This is a genomic window from Nitrospirillum guanabarense (genome assembly GCF_034653355.1).
In the GTDB taxonomy this organism is placed as follows: Bacteria; Pseudomonadota; Alphaproteobacteria; order Azospirillales; family Azospirillaceae; genus Nitrospirillum.
In genome coordinates this window covers 927,522-942,608 of the sequence record NZ_JAYEER010000001.1, presented here as the reverse complement: position 1 = coordinate 942,608, position 15,087 = coordinate 927,522, and the positions used below count along the sequence as shown (strand labels likewise).

Annotated in this window: 14 protein-coding genes and 2 pseudogenes; 5 read left to right on the top strand and 11 right to left on the bottom strand. The window is 69.7% G+C overall.

Going from position 1 to position 15,087, the window contains the following annotated elements; translation table 11 throughout:
- From UAA55_RS03920 to UAA55_RS03890, 7 genes and pseudogenes are all read right to left on the bottom strand, one after another.
- The gene (locus tag UAA55_RS03920; RefSeq protein WP_322951352.1) at positions 1–297 is read right to left on the bottom strand and encodes a putative quinol monooxygenase; all 297 of its coding nucleotides are present in this window, start codon (positions 295–297) and stop codon (positions 1–3) included.
- A gap of 60 nt (positions 298–357) precedes the next feature.
- Positions 358–648, bottom strand: a complete 291-nt coding sequence (locus tag UAA55_RS03915) for an asparagine synthase-related protein (protein ID WP_322951351.1) — start codon at positions 646–648, stop codon at positions 358–360.
- Positions 649–667: 19 nt separating this feature from the next.
- Positions 668–811, bottom strand: a pseudogene (locus UAA55_RS03910) (asparagine synthase-related protein); the annotation flags it as partial.
- The gene (gene asnB, locus UAA55_RS03905) at positions 757–2,280 is read right to left on the bottom strand and encodes an asparagine synthase (glutamine-hydrolyzing) (protein WP_322951350.1); all 1,524 of its coding nucleotides are present in this window, start codon (positions 2,278–2,280) and stop codon (positions 757–759) included. The gene asnB and the pseudogene UAA55_RS03910, both read right to left, overlap by 55 nt.
- 108 nt (positions 2,281–2,388) lie before the next feature.
- Complete coding sequence (locus tag UAA55_RS03900; RefSeq protein WP_322950843.1) at positions 2,389–4,083, bottom strand: methyl-accepting chemotaxis protein; 1,695 nt, start codon at positions 4,081–4,083, stop codon at positions 2,389–2,391.
- Positions 4,084–4,239: 156 nt separating this feature from the next.
- On the bottom strand, positions 4,240–4,713 hold the full coding sequence (locus UAA55_RS03895) for a hypothetical protein (protein WP_322951349.1): 474 nt from the start codon (positions 4,711–4,713) through the stop codon (positions 4,240–4,242).
- Positions 4,714–4,726: 13 nt separating this feature from the next.
- Entirely contained in the window at positions 4,727–6,733 is a 2,007-nt protein-coding gene (locus tag UAA55_RS03890; RefSeq protein ID WP_322951348.1) for a TonB-dependent receptor plug domain-containing protein, read from the bottom strand.
- A gap of 399 nt (positions 6,734–7,132) precedes the next feature.
- Between UAA55_RS03890 and UAA55_RS03885 the strand changes: the two genes are divergently transcribed.
- The 4 genes and pseudogenes from UAA55_RS03885 to UAA55_RS03865 all read left to right on the top strand — a co-directional run bounded on the left by UAA55_RS03885 (position 7,133) and on the right by UAA55_RS03865 (position 10,002).
- A complete protein-coding gene (locus UAA55_RS03885; RefSeq protein ID WP_322951347.1) occupies positions 7,133–8,383 on the top strand; it encodes an MFS transporter in 1,251 nt (416 codons plus the stop codon).
- Between the two features lie 98 nt (positions 8,384–8,481).
- Positions 8,482–9,485: pseudogene (locus tag UAA55_RS31160) on the top strand (alpha/beta hydrolase).
- A 32-nt stretch (positions 9,486–9,517) separates the two neighbouring features.
- Positions 9,518–9,745 carry a YbaK/EbsC family protein gene (locus UAA55_RS03870; protein WP_322951939.1) on the top strand — a complete coding sequence of 76 codons (228 nt, stop codon included), beginning with the start codon at positions 9,518–9,520 and terminating at the stop codon, positions 9,743–9,745.
- Entirely contained in the window at positions 9,676–10,002 is a 327-nt protein-coding gene (locus UAA55_RS03865) for a YbaK/EbsC family protein (RefSeq protein ID WP_322951922.1), read from the top strand. The genes UAA55_RS03870 and UAA55_RS03865 overlap by 70 nt, the downstream gene beginning before the upstream one ends.
- 101 nt (positions 10,003–10,103) lie before the next feature.
- Here the strand turns inward: UAA55_RS03865 and cobD are convergent, their stop codons facing one another.
- Positions 10,104–11,120 carry a threonine-phosphate decarboxylase CobD gene (gene cobD, locus UAA55_RS03860; protein WP_322951344.1) on the bottom strand — a complete coding sequence of 339 codons (1,017 nt, stop codon included), beginning with the start codon at positions 11,118–11,120 and terminating at the stop codon, positions 10,104–10,106.
- Positions 11,121–11,153: 33 nt separating this feature from the next.
- Between cobD and cbiB the strand changes: the two genes are divergently transcribed.
- Positions 11,154–12,164, top strand: coding sequence for an adenosylcobinamide-phosphate synthase CbiB (cbiB, locus tag UAA55_RS03855; protein ID WP_416235165.1), 1,011 nt, complete (start codon positions 11,154–11,156; stop codon positions 12,162–12,164).
- Between the two features lie 128 nt (positions 12,165–12,292).
- On the opposite strand, the gene bluB is transcribed toward cbiB, so the two are convergent.
- From bluB to cobO, 3 genes are read right to left on the bottom strand one after another with little or no spacing between them, the layout of a single operon-like run.
- Positions 12,293–12,946, bottom strand: coding sequence for a 5,6-dimethylbenzimidazole synthase (gene bluB, locus UAA55_RS03850; RefSeq protein WP_322951343.1), 654 nt, complete (start codon positions 12,944–12,946; stop codon positions 12,293–12,295).
- The gene (locus UAA55_RS03845; RefSeq protein ID WP_322951342.1) at positions 12,943–14,436 is read right to left on the bottom strand and encodes a cobyric acid synthase; all 1,494 of its coding nucleotides are present in this window, start codon (positions 14,434–14,436) and stop codon (positions 12,943–12,945) included. Before UAA55_RS03845 ends, bluB begins: the two co-directional genes overlap by 4 nt.
- A complete protein-coding gene (cobO, locus tag UAA55_RS03840) occupies positions 14,436–15,071 on the bottom strand; it encodes a cob(I)yrinic acid a,c-diamide adenosyltransferase (RefSeq protein WP_322951341.1) in 636 nt (211 codons plus the stop codon). Before cobO ends, UAA55_RS03845 begins: the two co-directional genes overlap by 1 nt.
- Between the last annotated feature and the right edge of the window lie 16 nt (positions 15,072–15,087).

Genomic DNA, 15,087 nt, shown 5'->3' with positions numbered 1-15,087 from the left:
TCAGGCGACCTCGACCGGGTTCAACACCATGGCGGTGCGCTCGGCCACGTCGTTGATCTTCGACAGATAGTTCTGGAAATGGGCCGTCGCGCGGTGCGCGGCGATGGCGTCGTTGTCCACGTACAGCTCATCCAGCACGAAGCGGTTGGGCTCGGCCTGGTCCTGCCAGATGTCCCAGCGCAAATTGCCCGGCTCGGCCCGCGAGGGTGCCACCATGCCGGCCAGCAAGGCCTTCAGGTCATCCAGCTTGCCCGGCCGGGCGATGAGCACGGCCGTGATCTTCACGGTATGGGTCATGGGCTTGGTTCCATTTTTGGGAATGATTTGTGGATTGTGACACGCCGGGAAGACGGCCGCTCAGTCCGAATGCGCGACCGTCGCCTTCCACGACAGGTAGGACAGCACGGTCCACAGCCGGCCGGTATGGTCGTGGCGGCCGGACAGGTGCTGCCGCCACAGGGCGGCCGCCACCGGCGCCTGGATCAGGCCGTCCTGCGGCGCGGCGTCCAGCAGGCCGGCCGCCCAGTCGCGCAAGGGGCCGCGCAGCCAGACGCCCAGGGGGGCGCCGAAACCGGTTTTCGGGGCGGTGACGGCGCCCTGCGGGACGCCTCGCCAGCAGCCGGCGCAGCATCCACTTGCCCCGCCCATCGCGCAGGCGCTGGTTCAGCGGCAGGCGCAGGCCCCATTCCACCACGCGCGGGTCCAGCAGGGGCGCGCGCGCCTCCAGGCCGGCGGCCATGCTGGCGCGGTCGACCTTCACCAGCACACCGTCGGGCAGGTAGCGGGCCAGGTCGCGCAGTTGCAGGCGCAATGTCGGGTCGGCCCCCCCAAGGGCGTGAGGGGCGGCACGGCGACGGGTGCCGCCGCCCCCAGCGTCAGGCCGGGACGCAGGATGGCGTCGGCCTTCATGCCCAGCATGGCGATGTAGGCCTGGTCCTCATCCGCCGCCGCGACGGCGCCCAGGAACTTGCCCACCTTGTCCGACGGCTGGCGCAGATGCGGCTTCAGCAGATGGGCGGTCCCATCGATCCAAGCGTCGGGTATGGCCGCGTCCAGGCGGGCCAAGCCGTGGCGCAGCCAGCCCGGCTTTCGCCGCCAGCCGTTGATGGAGCCGGCCCATAGATGGCGCGAATAGCCGCCGAAGGCCTCATCCCCGCCATCGCCGGACAGGGCCACCGTCACGTGGCGGCGCGCCAGGCGGCACAGCAGGGCCGTGGGAATGGCGGAGATGTCGGCGAAGGGCTCGTCATACATGCTGGCCAGGTGCGGCACCAGGTCCACCGCGTCGGCGGCATCCACCCGCAGGGTGGTGTGGTCGGTGCCCAGGGCCCTGGCCGTGGCCTCGGCGGCGGCGGACTCGTCGAACTCCGCCTGCTCGAACCCGATGGTGAAGCTGCGGATGGGCGTCGCGCTCTGCCCCTGCATCAGGGCCGCCACCAGGGCGCTGTCGATGCCGCCGGAGAGGAAGACGCCCAGCGGCACGTCCGACACCATGCGCCGGCGGACCGCGTCGGTCAGCAGGTCGCCGGTCAGGCGCAGGATCTCCGGATCCTCCAGCGTCAAAGGGGCGGCCAGGGCGCGGCGGGCGGCGTCGGCGACCGACCAATAGGCCCGCGTCTCGGAACCGCCGTCGGCCGACACCACCATGCAGGTGCCGGGCGGCAGCTGGTGGATGCCGGTGAAGGCCGTGCGGGGCGCCGGGATGAAGCCTTGGCGGAAATAGTCCGCCAGCGCCGCCTCGTCCGGCACGGCGCGGTAGCCCAGTTCGGCCCGGATGGCTTTGAGTTCTGAGGCGAACAGCAGCACGCCGTTGGCCAGCGACCAGTAGAGCGGCTTTTCCCCCAGCCGGTCGCGCACCAGCATCAGCCGGCGCTCATCCGCCAGCCAGATGGCCAGGCCGAACATGCCGTTGCAGGCGGCCAGCGCGCGATTGACGCCCCAGCGGGATATGGCCTCCACCAGCACCTCGGTATCGGACTGGCCACGGAAGGCCACGCCCTCGCCCACCAGCTGCTGGCGCAGATCCTGGTAATTGTAGATCTCGCCGTTGAAGGCGACGGTGACGCGGCCATCGGCCGAGGTCATGGGTTGATGGCCCAGGGGTGACAGGTCGATGATGGCCAGGCGGCGGTTGGCCAGCGCCACGCCGGCGGCGTCATCCTGCCAGACGCCGCGATCATCGGGTCCGCGATGGGCCAGGCGGTCGATCATGACGCCGGCCTGATGCGCCAGCCGGGTGCCGTCCGCCCCCCGAATACCCAAAGCCCCGCGATGCCGCACATGGTTCCGCCCTGTGATTCCAGGATCCCCCCGGTGACGGGGATATCCAGGAATACAGGGCGTTACCGGTCGCCCGCCAGCGAATTGCGCCGACGGGGCGCTCTTGCCTCAGGCGGCGCGCAGGGAGGCGATGGCTTTCGAGACGCTGGCGCTGAGGGCCGAGGTTTCGGACCCCAGGACCTGGGAGGAGGACAGGACCTCGTCGCTGGAGCGGTGGGTGCTGTCGGCGATGGCCTGCAGGCCGGCCACGTTCTCCGCCACGACGGCCGTGCCCTGGGACGCCATCTGGACGTTGCGGGCGATCTCGCGGGTCGCGGCCTCCTGCTGTTCCACGGCGGCGGCGATGGCGGAGGAGATGGTGGTGATCTCGTTCACCGTCTGCTGGATGGCGGCGATGGCGGCGACCGCCTCGCGGGTGGCCCCCTGCATGCTGGTGATCTGGCCGCCGATCTCCTCCGTCGCCTTCGCGGTCTGGGTCGCCAGGCTCTTGACCTCGCTGGCCACGACGGCGAAGCCCTTGCCCGCCTCCCCCGCCCGCGCCGCCTCGATGGTGGCGTTCAGCGCCAGCAGGTTGGTCTGGCTGGCGATCTCGCTGATCAGGCGCACGACGGAGCCGATGCGGTCGCCCTGGTTCTGCAGCCGCTCCATCTGCTGGGTGCTTTCCTCCACCCGCACGCGGGCGTTGCTGGCCATGGTGGCGGCGCGGGTGACCTGGCCGCTGATCTCCCCGAAGGAGACGGACAGTTCCTCCGCCGCGCTGGCCACGGCCTGCACGTTGCCGTTGGCCTCGTTGACGGCGCGGTCGACCACGCTGGTGCGCTCCTGCCCCACCTGGGCCTGGTCGCTGAGGCCCCGGGCGTTGCCCGCCAGCTGCCGCACGGCGGCGGTCAGGCGCTCCACCAGGCTGTGGACGGAGCTTTCCAGGCTGTCGGCGATGCGCAGCGACGCCTGGCGCTTCTCCGCCTCGGCCCGCTTCTCCGCCTCGGCCCGCTCGGCCGTCAGGCGGTCGCGGTCGGCCAGGTTGGCGCGGAACACCGCCAGCGCGCCGACGATGGCGCCCAGCTCGTCCTTGCGGGCCAGCGCCTCGATGTTCACGGCGGTGTCGCCGGCGGCCAGGGCCTCGGTGGCGCCGGAGATGCGGTCGATGGAGCTTTTCAGGGCCCGCACGATGACGAAGGCGATGGCGGCCACGCCCAGCACCACCGCCAGCACGATGAGGGTGGACAGGGTCTGGGTGGCGGTGGCGCTGGCGTCCATGTCCTTGATCGCGGTGGCGGCGGTGGTCCGCTCATGCGAGGCGGCGGCGCTGAGGCGGTCCTGCACGCCCTGCAGGCTGGCGCGCAGCGGCTCCAGGAAGGACACGGCCGACTGGGCGTCGATGCCCAGCATGTCCTTCACGAAGCCCACCGGCTGGCCCAGCTTGTCGATGTCCTGGCCCACGGTGGCCAGCTCGGCCTTGGTCTTGCCGTCGGGCAGGCGGTCCTTGGCGCGCTCCACCGCCTCCTTCGCCTTGCCCATGCGCTGGACCACGCCGTCCAGCAGGGTGGCGGAGGCCTTCGCGTCGCCGCCGGCGGTGGCGGCCGCCAGGGCGTAATACAGGTCCTTGGCGGCGCCGTTCAGCTCGCTGGACGCGCTCAGCAACTCGGCGGTGGCCTCGAAACGGACCTCGCCCACATCCTTGGCGGTGGCGGTGATGCCGCCCACCACCTGGTGGGAAGCGATGGCCATCGCCACCAGGGCCACCAGCCCGATGGCGGGGGCCGCGAACAGCTTCAACGCCATGGGAAGATCATCGAACCGCATCGCCTTCATCCTTCCACCAATTCCGCCCACCAGTCCTGGGCCGGGCTTGCGCCCGCTGTTCTTGAATTCCCGCGGGCGGGATTCCCCCAAGGCGGCGCCGGGATGGACGGCCCAACCCAGCCGCCCACCCCGCCACCCCGGGACCCGCCCGGGTCCTTACTTCTCGGTGACCATCATCTTGAAGTTCGGGTCGAACTCGACCCCGGCGGCCGACGCCGCAGCCTTGCTGACGTAGATGGTGACCTTGGGCGTGGTCTCGACGGCGATGACGCAGCCGCCGGCGTCGACGCAGGCGACGTCGTTGCCCACGGTGACGGTGCCCTTGGCCAGCGCCTTCTTGCCCTCCGCGGCGGAGGATACGAACACGGCGTAGGCGCCCGGGGCCGCGTCACCGGCGGCGACGGCGGCACCCGGCAGGGCCGCCTGCACCGCCGCCACCGGGGCGGCGCCGGCGGTCACCACCACCTTGGCCCCGGCGGGCGCCTTGGTGGTCAGGAAGCCCAGGGCCTTGGCCGCGATGGTCACCTGCTTGGCGTCCATCTCCGCCGCCGAGGTCATGCCCGTGGCGGCCGAGCCGACACACAGGACGCTCATTCCCGCGATGATCGCGGTCCTCTTGCTCTTGTTCATTCGTCCATCCCCCTTAGAACTTGTACGTGGCGGTGCCCCAGACGCGACGTTCGGCCTTGGGGCCAGCCGTCAGCTGGGTCTCGTCGTGCAGCAGGTTGCTGCCGGCGAGCGTGAGGGAGAACGAGTCGCTGACCTTGTAGGAAACCGACGCCTGAGCCGTCACGCCGGGATCGACCTTGTGCAGGCCCTGGCCTGCGGCGGTCAGGAAATAGGCCTTATGCTCGGCCTGCCAGATCAGCAGCAGGTCGGTCGTCCACCGGCCGAAGTCGTAGCCGATGTTGCCCTTGACGGTGTTCTTGGGCGTGGATTCCTGGAAGTTCAAGGTCTGCGACCCCGGGGCGAACGTCAGATGGTCGACCGGGTTCATCCAGACCCAGGAGGCGCTCCAGCGCAGGGCGTCGATGTGGCCGCGCAGCTCCAGTTCGGTACCCCACTGCGAACTGTCGCCGACATTGTCACCGGTGAAGGTAGCGGTGTAACCGTTCACCGGGTACCGGAAGCCGGAGAAGATCGTCGTGAGGTCCGAGGTCTTCTGGTACAGCACCGATGCCTTGATCGTCCCACCCAGGAAATCCAGGGCGTGCTGATAGTCCAGCTCATAATTGGTGGCGACCGCCGGCCTGGTATAGGGATTGCCAGTCTGCATCGTGGCCTTGGGGGCCGGCGTCGTGACGGCGTTGTTGTTGAACTCGATCAGGCTGGGGGATTGGATACCCCGGGCGGCTGTCAACGTCACTGTGTCGCCGGCCACCGGCCGCCACACCAGACCCACGTTGTAGGCGAAGGTGTCCACGGTTCGGTCGTTGTAATCGGCGCTGGTGAAGGGATAAGGCCGGAAGCCGTCATGATACAGCATCATGTGATCCCAGCGGCCCGCCGCCGTGAAGCTCAGGTTCTCGTCGATCTGCCAGTCGTACATATTGGACACGGAGGCGACCCGGTACCCCGTGACGGAGCCCTCCGCCGGATACGAGTCCATCGCGTTGTCGCGGTATTCAAGGCCAAGACGCGTCGTCAGCGACGGCGTCAGCTTCAGCAGATCCTGCGCCTGCACCACGGTAAGGTTCGTGGTCGAGCCGAACTGGATGACGTTGCCGCCACTCAAGGTGTGGATCGTGAAGTCCATGTGGTTGTTGTAGGCCGTCGTTTCGATCAGGCCCCAATCGGTGTCGGCCTTCACCGTGCCCTTCAGGGAATGGATGTTGAACTGGCCCTGGTGGGGGCCCTGCAGCGCGCCGGCCTCGAAAACGTCGGCGCGGCTCCAGGTTCCTTCAAAACCAGCCTGGACGTTCGGAAGGACCTGCGCCAAGCTATCCAGCGAGACGGCGCGGCGGACGTCCTGGTTGCTGCGCAGCTGTTTGGTCGGCACGTCGGATGATGTGTCGTATTCATCGATGTTGGTGCCGCCGGCGGACAGGCGGAAACCGACCTTGTCGCCCAGCTTGAAGCTCTTGACCGCGCTCAGTTCCTTCTGCCCCTGGGTGCCGACCGTCACCTGGGCGGTGCCGACATCGTCATACAGGGGGTTATAGGTCACGATGTTGACGACGCCGGAAACGGCGTTGAAGCCGAACAGCGCGACCTCAGGCCCCTTCACCACCTCGATCTGGCAAATCTCGGCCAGCTGCACGGGGATGGCCGCCCAGACGGTGATGCCGTAGTGGTCGAGATAGACCTGTCGGCCGTTGACCAGGACCAGCAGCCGGGCATTGCTGCCCTGGTTGTAGCCGCGCACGCCGACGTCGGCGCCCTCCGCGCCCCAGGCCAGCACGTCCACGCCAGCCACGCGGTTCAAGATGCTGGGGATGTCGCGCGCGCCGGATCGGGTAATCTCCTCGGCGGAGATGATGGTCATGGGCGCCGGCGCCTCGCTGGCACGCTGCGGCTTGCCCGTCGCCGAGGTCGTCACCGCCTCGCCAAACAGATCTTCCAGCGAGCCGTAGTTCATCGACTGGGCCTGCGCGCCGGACGCGAGGGCGATCCCCAGCAGCGTCAGTACCAGCCCGGATGGTGAACGCAATAATTTAGACTTCAAGCACATGGTGTTTTTCATTTTTAACCCCAACTCACCCGAGACAAGACCAAGACGGATTGTTCTGGGTTAACTGGTTCACATGCCAAGCTGAGCAATATATGCTTTTGGATATTACTCTCATATTTTCTTATAAAGATTTCGTTATTAAGGGATCATTAACCATAATTACTTATAAATCCGCCAAAGAATCTTAAAGAATAAAATTCTATGCATTCCGCTTTTTGTTGGTGGCTACTCTTGTATGAATCCCTTTGGCAGGATTGGTGCCATGCAACGACGGGCCTTCCAGCCACAGCGCCTTCTTGCGAAAAAGGCTTGTGGCGGCAAGACCTTGGCAGAGGTGCCGCCATGCGGCGCGTTCCCCCTGGCCCCCAAGGTTCCGGCATGCCCAGCGATCCACCCGCCACCCCCGCCCCGACGGTATCCGTGGCCCCAAATGGTAAAGATCTTCCGTACCTTGAGATCGGCACCGCCGCCCACCGCCGGGTGACGGCCATCCTGTTCGTGGCGGGATTTTCCACCTTCGCCACGCTTTATTGCGTGCAGCCGCTGTTGCCGGACTTCGCACGCGCCTACGGCGTCAGCCCACCGGGGGCCAGCCTGTCGTTGTCCGTCACCACGGCGGCGCTGGCCGTGGCCCTGCTGGTGGCGGGCGCCCTTTCCGACCGCTCGGGGCGCAAGGGCATCATGGTGGCCTCGCTGGCGCTGTCAGGGGGTCTGGGCCTGGCCAGCGCGCTGGCGCCCAGCTGGCCCTTGTTCCTGGCGCTGCGGGCCCTGGCGGGCCTGGCGCTGGGCGGCCTGCCCGCCGTCGCCATGGCCTATGTCGCGGAAGAGGTGAATCCGAAATCGGCGGGCCTGACCATGGGCCTTTATATCGGCGGCACCGCCATGGGCGGCATGGGCGGCCGCATTCTGACCGTGCTGATCACGGACGTGTCCAACTGGCGGGTGGCCGTGGGCCTGGTGGGGGCCGTGGGCATCGGGGCCGCCGCCGCCGTGGCCGCCGCCCTGCCGCCCTCGCGCCATTTCCACCAGCGCGAGGGTGGCCTATGGAGTGGACTTGCCGCCGCCTGGCGCCTGCACCTGTCGGACGGCGGGTTGGTCGCCCTGTTCGCCACCGGCTTCCTGGCCATGGGCGCCTTCGTCACCGTGTTCAACTACGTGGGCTTCCGCCTGCAGGCGCCGCCCCTGAACCTGCCGCCCGCCACGGTGGCCGTGCTGTTCCTGGTCTATATTTTCGGCATCGTCAGTTCGCCCCTGTTCGGCGGGCTGTCCAGCCGCTTCGGCCCCGGGCGGGTGCTGGTGGTATCAGCCGTGCTGATGCTGGCCGGCCTGGGCATCATGGACATCACCCGGTTGGACACGCTGGCGCTGGGCCTGGGCCTGTTCACCTTCGCCTTCTTTGGCGTGCACTCGGTGGCGTCCGGCTGGATCGGTTTGCGCGCGCACCGGCACCGGGGCCAGGCCTCCTCCCTCTACCTGTTCGCCTATTACATGGGGTCCACCCTGGCGGGCACGGCCGGGGGCTTTTTCTGGCACGGCTGGGCATGGACCGGCATCACACTGTTCGTGGGCGGGCTGCTGGCGGTGCTTATCCTGAACGCCCTGGGCCTGGCGACCCATCGTCCCAGATAATACATTTATAAAATGTTATATATGAATTATAACACATTGACTGCCGTATATACGTGACGCCATACTGCGGCCGACACGGTAATTCTCGTGAGGACGTCATGGCCGTCAGCTCCGCCCACACCCCACCCGACGAGGAAGGCTTTCTTGTCCCGGATGACGTGACGCCGGCCCTGGCCGACCTGCTGCGGGAGATCGGGCCGCCCCGCCATCGCGACCTGCCGCTGGACGCCTTGCGCGCCGGCTATGTGGAAAGCCGGCGCCCCCTGGCGCCGGAGCCGCCGGCCCTGGCCTCGGTCATGGACCAGATCATCGGCGGCCCGGCCGGCCCGTTGCGGGTGCGGATCTACCGTGCCAACTTCGGCTGGCGTCCGGTGCCGGCGCTGCTGTTCCTGCACGGCGGCGGCTGGACCATCGGCAATCTGGAAAGCCACGACACCCTGTGCCGCCAGCTGGCCGCCGCCTCCGGCCACACCGTGGTGGCGGTGGATTACCGCCTGGCGCCGGAACATCCCTTCCCCGCCGCGTTGGATGACGCCTGGGCCGCCCTGACCTGGCTGGCCGGCAGCGCGGAGCGGCTGGCCGTCGACCCCCTGGCCATCGGCGTGGCCGGCGACAGCGCCGGCGGCAACCTGGCCGCCGTGCTGGCCTTGAAGGCGCGGGACGGGGCGAACCGCACCTGAAGACCCAAGTGCTGATCTATCCCTGCACCGACCTGAACGCCGACCGCCCCTCCCACCACCGCCGCGCCAATGGCTATCTCATGAGCCGGGAGCAGTACCTGTGGTACGTGGACAATTACGCGAACGGCGCCGACCGCAACGACTGGCGCCTGTCGCCGCTGCTGGCCGACAGCCTGGCCGGCCTGCCGCCCGCCGTCATCCTGACCGCCGGCCTGGACGTGCTGCAGGATGAGGGGCGGGAATATGCCGCGCGCCTGGCCGGCAGTGGCGTGCCGGTGCTGCACACCGTCTATCCGGACATGGTGCACGGCTTCATCACCCTGGGCGGACGCCTGCCCCAGGCGCAAAAGGCCGTGACCGACATCGCCAAGGGCCTGGCATCCTTCGACATTTACAATTTCATCGACGGTGCCGGGATTTGATACGCTGACCCCGGTTCATAGGGGGACGCGACATGGCGACCAAGGGAACACCGGCGGTACGCGCGGTGGAGGCGGCGGGCGTGGCCTATCGCCTGCTGGAGTACGACTACGACCCCAACGCCGCCGCCATCGGCCTGGCCGCGGCGGAGGCCCTGGGTCTGGACCCCGCCCTGGTCTACAAGACCCTGGTCTGCCAGCTGGAGGGTGGGCCGGGGGACTTGCCTGCGCCATCATCTCCGCCGGCGCGCGCCTGGATCTGAAGGCGCTGGCCGCCGCCGCCAAGGCCAAGAAATCGGACCTGGCGCCGCAAGCGGTGGCGGAGCGCAGCAGCGGCTATGTCGTGGGCGGCATCAGCCCCCTGGGCCAACGCCGCAAGCTGCCCACCTTCCTGGACCGGTCGGCGGAGGCGCTGGCGGAGATCATCGTCAACGGCGGGCGCCGGGGCCTGCAGCTGGCCCTGGCGCCCGCCGACCTGGTGGTGGTGGCCGAGGCGCGGTGGGCCGACATCACGACCTGACCCCAACCGGCGGGCGCATCGACATCCCCAACCCCGTCCAGTCGCCGGAGACGGCCGCCCTGCCGGACACATACTGGTTCGACCGGTAGAACACGCACCTTTCAGAACGCCGCCAGCGCCGCCGCCAGGCGGTCCAGCGCACCCACGTCCGCCGCAAGGCCCACGCGCAGCCAGGCCTGGCAGCCGGCATGTTCCGGAAAGGGCCGCGTCCACAGGCCGGCCTGGGCCAGATGCCGCCAGAGGGCGGCGGCGTCACCGGCATCCACCAGCCGATATAGCGCCGTGCCGCCGATGACGCGCAGGCCCCCGGCCCGCAGCACACCGTCCAGCGCGTCCGCCGCAGCGCCCAGCCGGTGCCGCGTGGCGGCCTGCCATTCCAGGTCGGCCAGCGCCGCCGCCCCCACCGCCAGGGCGGGGCCGCTGACGGCCCAGGACCCCAGGGCCAGGCGCACCGCGTTCAGCAGCGCCGGCGGCGCCAGGACGAAACCCAGGCGCACGCCACCCAGGCCGAAGAACTTGCCGAAGGATCGAAGGATGACCAGCCCCGGCGCGCCAGCGTGGGGGCAGAGACTGCGGGCGGGGTCCAGGTCGGCATAGGCCTCATCGACCACCAGCCAGCCGCCCCGCGCCGCCAGCCGTGCCGCCCAGTCCAATAGTGCGGCCGCGTCCCAGGTGCGGCCATCGGGATTATTGGGATTGCACAGCACCACCACGTCCGCGGCGTCCATCGCGTCCCCGGGTGCCGTCGCGGCGCGCACGGTATGGCCGGCGGCGGTCCACGCGCGGGCGTGGTCGCCATAGGTGGGGCCGACGATGGCCACGTCCCTGGCGGCGCGCAGGCGCGGCAGGGTCTGGATCAGCAGTTCCGATCCTGGCGCCGCTACCAGGCTGTCCGGCCCCGGTGCGCCATAGGCCGTGACCGCCGCCGCCAGCAGCGCCCGCAGGTCACCACGCGTGGGCAGGGCCGTCCAGGCGGCGGCCGGAATGATGGGCAAGGGATAGGGCCAGGGGTTGATGCCGGTGCTGAGATCAACCCAGGGGCCGGGCGCATCGGGGAACAGGGCCGCCGCCTGGGTCAGGTCGCCGCCATGTTGGATAAGGGTTTCGTCACCAGCCATGCGGCATGTCCTTCGTCTTCATGCTAAACCGCCATAACACACCACCTGGCGCACCATGACGTTCTTCCCCCCCTCTATCCAGCCCTGCCCTGGCTGGCCCTGGCCGCCCTGGCGCTGGAGGCCCTGCTGGGCTATCCCGACGCCCTGTACGCCCGCATCCGCCATCCCGTGGTGTGGATCGGCGCCCTGATCGGGCGGCTGGACCGCGCCTGGAACGACGCGGCGCTGCCGACCGCCCGGCGCAAGGCCATGGGCGTCGTGGCGGAGTTGGTGTTGGTGGGCGCGGCCCTGGCCGTGGGCATCGCGCTGCAGTCCCTGCTGGCCCGCCTGGGCGGGTTCTGGGGCACGGTCGCCACCGGGCTGGTGGCCAGCGGCCTGCTGGCCCAGCGCAGCCTGCACCGCTTCGTCGCCGCCGTGCCGCGGGCCTTGCGCCGACGCGGGCTGGAGGGCGGCCGGGAGGCGGTGTCCCACATCGTTGGCCGCAACCCCGCCACGTTGGATGAGGCGGGCGTGGCCCGTGCGGCCATCGAAAGCCTGGCGGAGAACTTCTCCGACGGGGTGGTGGCGCCGGCCTTCTGGCTGGCGGTGGGGGGGCTGCCGGCATTGCTGGCGTACAAGGCCATCAACACCGCCGACAGCATGGTGGGCCATCGCACCCCCCGCCATGAGGCCTATGGCTGGGCGGCCGCCCGGCTGGACGATGTGGTGAACCTGCCGGCCTCGCGCCTGACGGCCCTGCTGCTGGTGCTGGCGGCCTGGACGCGCGGTCGCGCCCAGGCCAAGGCGGCGCTCGCGGCCGTGCGCCGTGACGCCCGCCATCACCGCAGCCCCAACGCCGGCTGGCCGGAGGCCGCCATGGCCGGCGCCCTGGGCCTGCGCCTGGCGGGGCCACGCACCTATGGCGAGGTGCGGGTGGACGACCACTGGATGGGCGACGGCCGGGCCGACGCCACCGCCACCGACATCGATGCCGCCCTCAGCCTCTACCGCCGCAGCCTGGCCCTGCTGTGGGCCCTGGCGCTGGTGTTCGCCTGGATAAGCTAGGACGCGACCGGCGCGTGGCGACAAGGATGCGACCGCATCCGCCGGAGGTTTCCGGGGAGCGTCAGCGGACTGGAAACCGAGGATAAGCCAAGCCGCCGGAAGGCGGCGCCCGGCGCCTGAGGGAACTCTCATCTTTGAAACAAGACATCCGACAGCGGATGCCGGTGTTCCCAGTGGGCGCGTTCCAGTTCGGGCACATCGTCCGGCTCGGCGGGATAACCGATGCAGAGGTAGCCCACCAGGCGCCACGCGGCCGGCACCTCCAGCAGGCTGTTCATCATCTCCGGCCGCAGGATGGAAACCCAGCCCAGGCCGATACCCTCCGCCCGGGCCGCCAGCCACAGGGTCTGGATGGCCGCCACGGCGGAATAGGCCAGGGTCTCCGGCATGGTGCGGCGGCCCAGGCCGGCACCCTGGCTGGGGTCGGGGTCGATGAACACCGCCAGGTGGCAGGGTGCCTCGCGCAAACCGGCCAGCTTCAGGCTGGCGTAGAGGCGGGCGCGGTCCGGCACCTGGGCGGCCAGCGCCTCGGCGTTGCAGCGCTCGAACTCCGCCCGCACGGCGTCGCGGCGGGCCGGGTCATCCACGCGGACGAAGCGCCAGGGCTGGCTGAGCCCCACGGAGGGGGCCAGGCAGGCGAGGTCCAGCAGCCGTTCCAGCAAACCGTCGGGCAGCGGGTCGGTGCGGAAACGCCGCACGTCGCGGCGCCAGACCAGCAGGTCGCGAAAGTGGGACCGGAAGTCCGCATCGAAGTCGGGGCGCGGCTTGCCGGGAACAGTCATCGACTGATGGCCCATAGCGCGTCGAGGTCCAGGTGGCGTTCGGCGGCCATGGCCAGCTCATTCAACGCCGCCTCCACCGTACCATCGTAACTGTCCAGGCCCGGGGCCACGTTCCACCGCTTCAGCCAAGCCGCCCGCTGGGCGTCATGGCCGAACAGGCCGTGGACATAGGTGCCGGCGATGCGGCCACCAAAGCTGACCGCCCCTTCCGCCACCATGCCACCGCCCTCGGCGTCCAGGTGCAGCAGCGGCCGGGCGCGATCCGGCCCCTGGGTCACGCCCAAATGCATCTCATAGCCCGTGAGGGCCGCCCCGCTGGCGGCGTCGCGGCCCGTCACCGCCCGCAGGGTCTTGGCCGGGGCCAGCACGGTTTCCACATCCAGATAGCCCAGGCCGGCGGCGGTGCCGGGCGGCCCCTCGATGCCGTCGGGGTCCGCCACGACGCGGCCCAGCATCTGATAGCCGCCGCACAGGCCCAGCACCCAGCCGCCCCGGCGCACATGCCCGGCCAGGTCGACGTCCCACCCCTGCGCGCGGAAGAAGGCCAGGTCCGCCAGCGTGGCCTTGGACCCCGGTAGGATGACGCCCTGGGCGTCACCGGGCAGGGGCCGCCCGGGCGGCACCATCTCCACCGTCACGCCCGGCTCCAGCCGCAGGGGGTCGAGGTCGTCGAAATTCGCGATGCGCGACAGCATGGGCACGGCGATGCGCAAGGGCCCGCCGGAGGTGCGTTTCGCCCAGTGCGCCAGGTCCATGCCGTCCTCGGCCGGCAGGCGCGCCGCCGCCGGCTGGTGCGGCATGACGCCGAAGCAGGGCCAACGGGTGCGGGCCTCGATCTCCGTCACGCCCTTTTCGAACAGGCGGACGTCGCCGCGGAATTTGTTGATGAGGAAGCCCCGGATCTGGGCGCGATCCTCCACGTCCAGCACGTGATGGGTGCCCACCAGGCTGGCGATGACGCCGCCCCGGTCGATGTCGCCGGCCAGCACCACCGGCACGCCGGCGGCGCGGGCGAAACCCATGTTGGCGATGTCGCCGGCGCGCAGGTTGGTTTCCGCCGGGCTGCCCGCCCCTTCCACCACCACCAGGTCGCAATCGGCCCGCAGGCGATGGAAGCTTTCCAGCACGGCCGGCAGCAGTTCCCCTTTGCGGCGCTGGTAGGCGGACGCCTCGGCATTGCCCAGCACCCGGCCACGCAGCACCAGCTGCGCCCCCACGTCCGTCTGCGGCTTCAGCAGCACCGGGTTCATGTCCACTGACGGCGGGACGCCGCAGGCGCGGGCCTGCAGCGCCTGGGCGCGACCGATCTCCCCGCCATCCGGCGTCACGGCGGCGTTGTTGGACATGTTCTGCGGCTTGAACGGGCGCACCCGCAGGCCGCGCCGGGTGTAGGCCCGGGCCAGCGCCGCCACCAGCAGCGATTTGCCGACATCGGAGCCGGTGCCCTGGATCATGAGGGCGCGGGCGCCCCCGGCGATACCGTCCGCCATCAGAAGTCGATCCCGCGCTGTGCCTTGATGCCGGCCTGGAAGGGGTGCTTCACCGCCTGGAACTCCGTCACCAGGTCGGCGGCCTCGATGACCTCCGCCTTGGCGTTGCGGCCGGTGAGCAGGACGTGCGTGTCGGACAGGCGGGCGTTCAGGCCGGCCAGCACCGCCGCCACGTCCAGATAGCCATAGCGCAGCACGATGTTGATCTCATCCAGCACCACCAGATGATACCGCGGATCGGCCAGCATCCGCCGCCCCAGATCCCAGGCGCGGACGGCGGCCGCGATGTCGCGTTCCTTGTCCTGGGTGTCCCAGGTGAAGCCCTCGCCCATCACATGATGGTCGATCAGGTCGGAAAAGCGCTTCAGCGCCGTCTGCTCCCCCGTCGCCCAGTTGCCCTTCACGAACTGGACGAAACCCACGCGCAGGCCATAACCGGCGGTGCGGAGCATCATGCCCAGCGCCGCCGTGGTCTTGCCCTTGCCGGGGCCCGTGTGGACCATCAGCAGGCCCTTCTCCCGCGTCGCCTGGGCAACGCGGGCGTCCTGCACCACCTTGCGCTTTCGCATCTTCTCGCGATGACGGGCGGCTTCGTCGTCAGGCAACGGGTCTTCAGGGGTCTCAAGATCGGCCATGGCTTCCTCCTTCACC